Annotated in this window: 5 protein-coding genes; 4 read left to right on the top strand and 1 reads right to left on the bottom strand. The window is 43.5% G+C overall.

Features of this window, described 5'->3' with window-relative positions; all coding sequences use genetic code 11:
• Positions 1 to 233 precede the first annotated feature (233 nt).
• The gene (locus IQ260_RS26705; RefSeq protein ID WP_193996123.1) at positions 234 to 653 is read right to left on the bottom strand and encodes a GFA family protein; all 420 of its coding nucleotides are present in this window, start codon (positions 651 to 653) and stop codon (positions 234 to 236) included.
• Between the two features lie 241 nt (positions 654 to 894).
• Here IQ260_RS26705 and IQ260_RS26700 point away from each other — a divergent pair, with 241 nt between their 5' ends.
• The 4 genes from IQ260_RS26700 to IQ260_RS26685 all read left to right on the top strand — a co-directional run.
• Positions 895 to 1,824 (top strand): glycerophosphodiester phosphodiesterase family protein, encoded by a 930-nt coding sequence (locus tag IQ260_RS26700; RefSeq protein ID WP_193996122.1) that lies wholly within the window; start codon positions 895 to 897, stop codon positions 1,822 to 1,824.
• A 26-nt stretch (positions 1,825 to 1,850) separates the two neighbouring features.
• Complete coding sequence (locus tag IQ260_RS26695) at positions 1,851 to 3,569, top strand: hypothetical protein (protein ID WP_193996121.1); 1,719 nt, start codon at positions 1,851 to 1,853, stop codon at positions 3,567 to 3,569.
• 1,184 nt (positions 3,570 to 4,753) lie between these two features.
• On the top strand, positions 4,754 to 5,245 hold the full coding sequence (locus IQ260_RS26690) for a hypothetical protein (protein WP_193996120.1): 492 nt from the start codon (positions 4,754 to 4,756) through the stop codon (positions 5,243 to 5,245).
• Positions 5,246 to 5,319: 74 nt separating this feature from the next.
• On the top strand, positions 5,320 to 5,801 hold a 482-nt coding region (locus tag IQ260_RS26685; protein ID WP_193996119.1), incomplete at its 3' end, for a peptidoglycan-binding domain-containing protein.

Raw genomic sequence — 5,801 nt, 5'->3', positions numbered from 1 at the left:
CTCCGCGAACCTATGATGCGCTCAACGAGGCCATCGCTGATGCTATTGATGAGATCCATCAAAACGATATTATTGGATGGTTTACTCACTGTTGTTACTATACTCAAAACAACTGAGAAACGCTATAAGCTCAAGCTTGAGCATTTGCGACCGACTGATATCTAGAAGATTAGCAATAGAAGAGTGTTTTGAGGTTAGTTTCTAATCGGTGAAGTGCTGTCATATCCTATTCCTCAAGCACCGCTAAACTGAGCAAACACTTCAGCTTCGGTCATATCCTGAGTTTTGTTAGCAAAACAATAGAATGCAGGTTTTTGGTCTATGAACACCTGATGGTCAAAGATTAATTTTGTATCATCGTCGAATAAGCCAGCTGCCATAAAATACTGATGATTTTGTTTTAACCGGTAAAAAAGATGGCTGCCGCACAGTTTGCAAAAACCTCGTTCTGCCCACTCGGATGAACCAAACGCCGCTATATTGTCTTCGCCTTCAAAGGTGACGTCTATACCACAGTCAATGGCCATGAAGGGGCCACCAGTCCATTTTCGACACATCTGACAGTGGCAGGCACCGACGCTTGTGTTCATAGTATTTACGGTAAAGTGTACGGCACCGCAAAGGCAGCTGCCTTTACCCATCAGATCTGTCATAGTTATTCTAGAGTGTATTTAGGGTCAGAGCTGTCATTTTGATTAACACCTAGGCATCTTAGCCATCACCTTTGAAAAGTGACCTCTCTATTTACAGAACTTAGGAACGATGACTGATGCAATGGGTAAGCATGGGTAATACCTGACGACGATGACCATCCAGTGAATCATGGTTAAACCAAACAGCTTTGTACGACAGCAGAGAACATTACGAACCAGGCTGTTCCATTTAATAAAACTGATGACTGCTGGATTGTTGGGGCTAGCAGCTGCTCTTGTTGCCTACATCTATATCCCCCGATCGCTACCCCCTCAACCTGACTCATTTATGCTCATTGCCCATCGGGGTGTCAGTCAAACATTCCCGCTAGAAAACTTAGAGAATGACACCTGCACGGCAAAAATTATTTATCTACCCACCCATAGGTTTCTTGAAAATACCCTGCCTTCTATGCAGGCTGCTTTTGACTATGGGGCAGATATGGTGGAGCTTGATATTCATCCCACCACTGACAATCAGCTGGCTGTGTTCCATGACTGGACTGTAGATTGTCGAACAAACGGCAAAGGGATTACCCAGGAGCAAAGTATGGCGATTCTAAAGCAGCTGGATATTGGCTATGGCTATACGGCAGATGGGGGCCAAACCTATCCCTTTCGTGGTCAAGGTGTGGCGATGATGCCAACGCTAGATGAGGTGCTCACAGCATTTCCTGAGCAAACGTTTCTCATTGATCAAAAAGATAGATTTTCTCAAACAATTGAATTGTTATCGCACACATTGGGTCAATACTCGTCTCATCAGCAAAGCAACCTATATCTCTTTTCAGGAGAAGAGCAGTATGCTCAACTCAAACAAGAGATTCCAGACGTGCAAAGACTGTTCTCATCCCGACGGGAAGTCAAGGACTGTATCCCTGATTATTTAAAGATGTTGATTTCAGGACAGCTGCCTGATATTTGTAGCCGATATGCGTTGGGTTTACCCATTCGCTACCTTAACTATGTGCCTGGTTGGCCTGGTCTTTTTCTATCCAAGGCCAGGCAGGCTCATTTACAGGTTTATGTGCTCGAAGTGGATACGCTAGATAGCTGGGAGAAAATTCAGCATTTGCCTCTGGATGGCATTGTAACCAATCGAGTTGAAGTCATTGGGCCATTGCTAAAATAAGTACTGTAGGACAAGCATGATTGCTTATGCAGGTATTCGCGCCCCGTTCGAGTGATACTGAACCGTCGAGTCAATCGGTTCCGTTCCGTTCTAGCACCCTGGACAATGGCCTATTTTTTGCCCTGATCGCGCTATTTTTGTTGCCAATCTGGCTATTTGAGTACCTGCCCACACAGGATGGTCCTATCCATGTCCATACTGCCGATGTATTGCATAGTTTTCTAACAGATGGCCCGTCGATTTTTCAAGATTATTACGTTCCTAACTTACAGCTAGCGCCCAACTGGACAACCCAGGTCATTTTGACAGGGCTAATGTTTATTGCCTCCCCTGCGATCGCAGAAAAGCTGCTCCTGTCACTGTATGTCATTCTGCTACCGTTGGCGGTTCGCTATGCTCTCAACGGGGTGCGCCCAGAGGTTCCTGCCCCGTCTTTTCTGGCATTTCTGGCGTTTCCTCTGTGCTACAACCTGACATTTAATATGGGCTTTTACAACTTTGCCTATAGTCTAGTTGTCTTTCTGTTTACCCTAGGTTACTGGTTTAGATCCCGTAACCGTCCGTCCCAAATAGGGCTGTTAATGGTGCTTAGTTTGGGGCTTTATTTCACCCATTTGTTTTCCTTTATTGTCTTTTGCATTGTTGTGGGAGTGCTTATTCTTTGGCAGGGGATACGTCTCTTTCTCTCTTCTCGTCGGGGGCACCCCATTACCCTCAAGCGTTTTTTAATTAAAACAACTTTGCCAACTGGAATGGCGCTATTGCCCACTTGCCTGATTTGTCTTCAGTTTTTGAGCCAAAACTCAACGGGGTCTAAAGGTCCCAGGTGGGTAGCTTCAGTAGTTGACAACCTGCGCCTGGGAAGTTTGATCACCCTGAGTTCTTTGGTGTCATACAGCTGGTTTGAGCTAGTTTGTGCGATCGCAATTGGGCTAGTCCTCATTGGTTTAACGGTTTACAGCCTGTGGAGGCGTGGCATTCCGGAGCAAGGCGAAAAGATCATGGCCGGAAATGGGTTGCTAATGGTGACTCTGGTGCTGTTAGGGGTTTATCTGTTTGCGCCCAGAGGACTCTCGGGGAGCGTCACCATTAAAGATAGACTCTTACTTTATCCCATTCTCACTTTGATGCTCTGGCTGGCAACTGGTCGGTATCCATCCTGGATTCGTCGAGGTATGACGGGATTACTCGTGTCGATATCCATAGCACTGTTGGTCATTCAAACTACAACCTATGGTTATCTCAATGATTATTGGCGTGAATATACCTCAACCGCTCCTTTCATTGAGGAGCACTCTACCCTGTTGGCCATTAATTTACCCTCCTCGTCCTTAGCCTCGCCCCAAGCGCCCGACCTGTGGCGACCGCCTAAGTTTGTTCGTCCCTGGCAGCTCAATCCCTTTATCAATGTCTCTGGCCACATGGCCGTTTCTAGAAAAGCGGTCTTGCTCAACAACTATCAGGCTAATGAAGATTATTTTCCAGTCAATTTTCGGCCTGAATTAAATCCCTTTGAGATTATGGCTGCAGATGATTGGCGATTATTGGGCAAAAAGCTCCATGTTGATATCTTGGGCTATGCAGTCAGCACTGGGCGCCCCATCGACTATGTTGCCATTTGGCAAACCGCCGATCGTCCGCTTCAAGAACAGGAGGCAATTTTTCAACAGCTTTCAACGGCCTATGAGCTAATTTATACCTCGCCCCAACGGGGATATGCCCGGCTCTATCGATATAAAGGTTGAGCTGATCAACTTTAGCTGAGCTGTATCCATGCCAAGGACTTGTTAGCTGAGGAGCCGTGTGAAGGAAAACTTTCACGCACGGTTTTGAAGCCGAGCGGGAGAGGTAACTCTCTCGCTTAGGTTAATCGTCGGTTAGGTGTTGGTTCCACCTGCCAACGGTGCTAAGAAATTAGGTTCCAGTGTAGAACAGCTGCACTAAAGTGTGCGGCATTGGCCAACTATAAAAACGGACTTTGGGGTTTCGTCAAGCGATTTGATGATGGGCTAGACAAATCCTTATAACAACTTTGTTTGGCAAAGATGCTGGAAAAAAAATCCAATTATCTGCTAGCTTCTCTAAAGATATATTCCCTTAGACAACCAATTATCTATCTCGAGTAATAAGCTCATCGAACCAATTCTTACCAACCGCTGACTCCGAGTTCCTATTACTGTCGCAATCTATACGGGCATCACACCATTGGAAGAAAACGTCTGCCATCTCGGCAAAAGGGCTCGCTGTAGCTGTTCTAAAAGAACCAAACCTGGCAAACACTACGAATGGCTAAACTGAGATTGCGATAGTGTGGAATAGGCATTATGAATTAGGGTTACCTTACTTTCAAGATGACAATATGAGTTGTATCATAGCAGTCTTAAAAATAGCGAATTGCGACGAGTATGGAGAATGAATTCTGCAGAAGTGTCTATTTAACAGGTGTCTGAATAATAAAAAACATTAAGTAGCGTGCTTATAATACAATATAGGTGATTATACTAGTAATCAACTCATATTGGTGGATTAAGCGGATATGTTTCTATCTAGCTAATCCTCTGTATTGAGATTTTGAGTGGAAAAATTTCCACCTAACTATCTGTTTTGGGCTAGTAAAAGTGCAAGGAATCTTAGGGAAGCTTATAAAGCAGGTTCATCACTGTATTCTAGAGTTGACACAAAGCTCTTTCTGTACTTTATGGCTGCTCCCTATCGGTGGATTTCACTTGGCTAGACCAAGCAAAGCGTCTGTATCAAGACTGTGAAGGTCTACCAGAGAGCTGCTAAGGGACTGACTATGTTATGTAGTGATGATTTGCTTAATACTGCGTTAATCGACCGATAACTGGCAGTGGTAGACTTCCAAGCCAAAACTTTTCAGACTATCTAATAATAATTTACGAACCTACTCTAAAATAGAAATTCAAATATGTCTCAAGGAAATCTAGATAAGAAACCTTCTCAGCCTACAAATTTTGTTACTTCTGGTCAAGTAGATCTGATCAAGAAAGTAGAAAAAGAGATTAATTTGCTTTTGAAAGACGTTAATCGTAAAGCGACAATAAATCGTAATTGGGATTTAGGACTGACACTGGGAAGCATTTGTCTGACATTAGGAATTACAATTTCAGGAGTGCTAGGAGAAGAAGTTGTAGGAAAAAATCGGAGCAAAGTGCTGGCAGGTATTTTAGGAGCTGGACTTGTTGCCATTCAATCAACAAGCCGTTCAATTCCGATAAAACAACGAAGTGGTGGCTACCGTGTTCTTGAAGCCCAACTTATAAACTTAGAGTTTGAATCTATATTCATGCAGAGTAACGACGGTAAGTTAGATAATACAGAAATAAATCTGATAATAAGTAAGCTCTCTGATCTACGAAAAGAAGCAGCAAGACTTGAGCAAGATCTTTCACAAAAATAATTAGTCACGTGTGGCAAATGAAACAATAAACCTAACTCTGATTCAACCTTCTAAAACATGAGGTTCACATAATTATGAATCTAAAAAAAGGGGCTAAAGGTGATCGCGTAATAGCACTGCAGAAGATACTTAAGAATAAGGGGTTTGATCCTGGTTTTATTGACGGTGACTTCGGTAATGGAACAGATGCTGCTGTGAAGGCTTTTCAAAAAAGCGAGGGGTTACTGGCAGATGGAGTAGCAGGTTCTCAGACTTTAAGTGTCCTAGGCATGGATATCACAGATGATGATAACCGATCTGATGCGACAGCTCAATTTACGGTAAACGTTGTCTCAGATATGTTTCCTTCTACTCCCATCGGCAATATTAAAAAGCATTTACCTTTTGTTCTATCGGCTTTGAAAAAAAATGATCTAGGCGATCAAGATATGATCTTGATGGCATTAGGTACAATTCGAGCTGAGACAGAAGGTTTTGTACCCATTGATGAATTCAAATCACGTTTTAATACGCCACCTGGAGGACCTCCCTATTCTCTATACGACAATCGCAAAGA

The sequence above is a fragment of the Leptolyngbya cf. ectocarpi LEGE 11479 genome (assembly GCF_015207065.1).
Taxonomy (GTDB): domain Bacteria; phylum Cyanobacteriota; class Cyanobacteriia; order Phormidesmidales; family Phormidesmidaceae; genus Leptothoe; species Leptothoe ectocarpi.
The sequence above is the reverse complement of the archived record's forward strand: the minus strand, read 5'-3'. Positions and strand labels throughout refer to the sequence as shown.

Excerpts from the sequence above, each read along its gene's own strand:
- IQ260_RS26695 (WP_193996121.1), top strand. The coding sequence starts at position 1,851 with ATGCAGGTATTCGCGCCCCGTTCGAGTGATACTGAACCGTCGAGTCAA.
- IQ260_RS26690 (WP_193996120.1), top strand. The coding sequence starts at position 4,754 with ATGTCTCAAGGAAATCTAGATAAGAAACCTTCTCAGCCTACAAATTTT.
- IQ260_RS26700 (WP_193996122.1), top strand. The coding sequence starts at position 895 with ATGACTGCTGGATTGTTGGGGCTAGCAGCTGCTCTTGTTGCCTACATC.
- IQ260_RS26705 (WP_193996123.1), bottom strand. The coding sequence starts at position 653 with ATGACAGATCTGATGGGTAAAGGCAGCTGCCTTTGCGGTGCCGTACAC.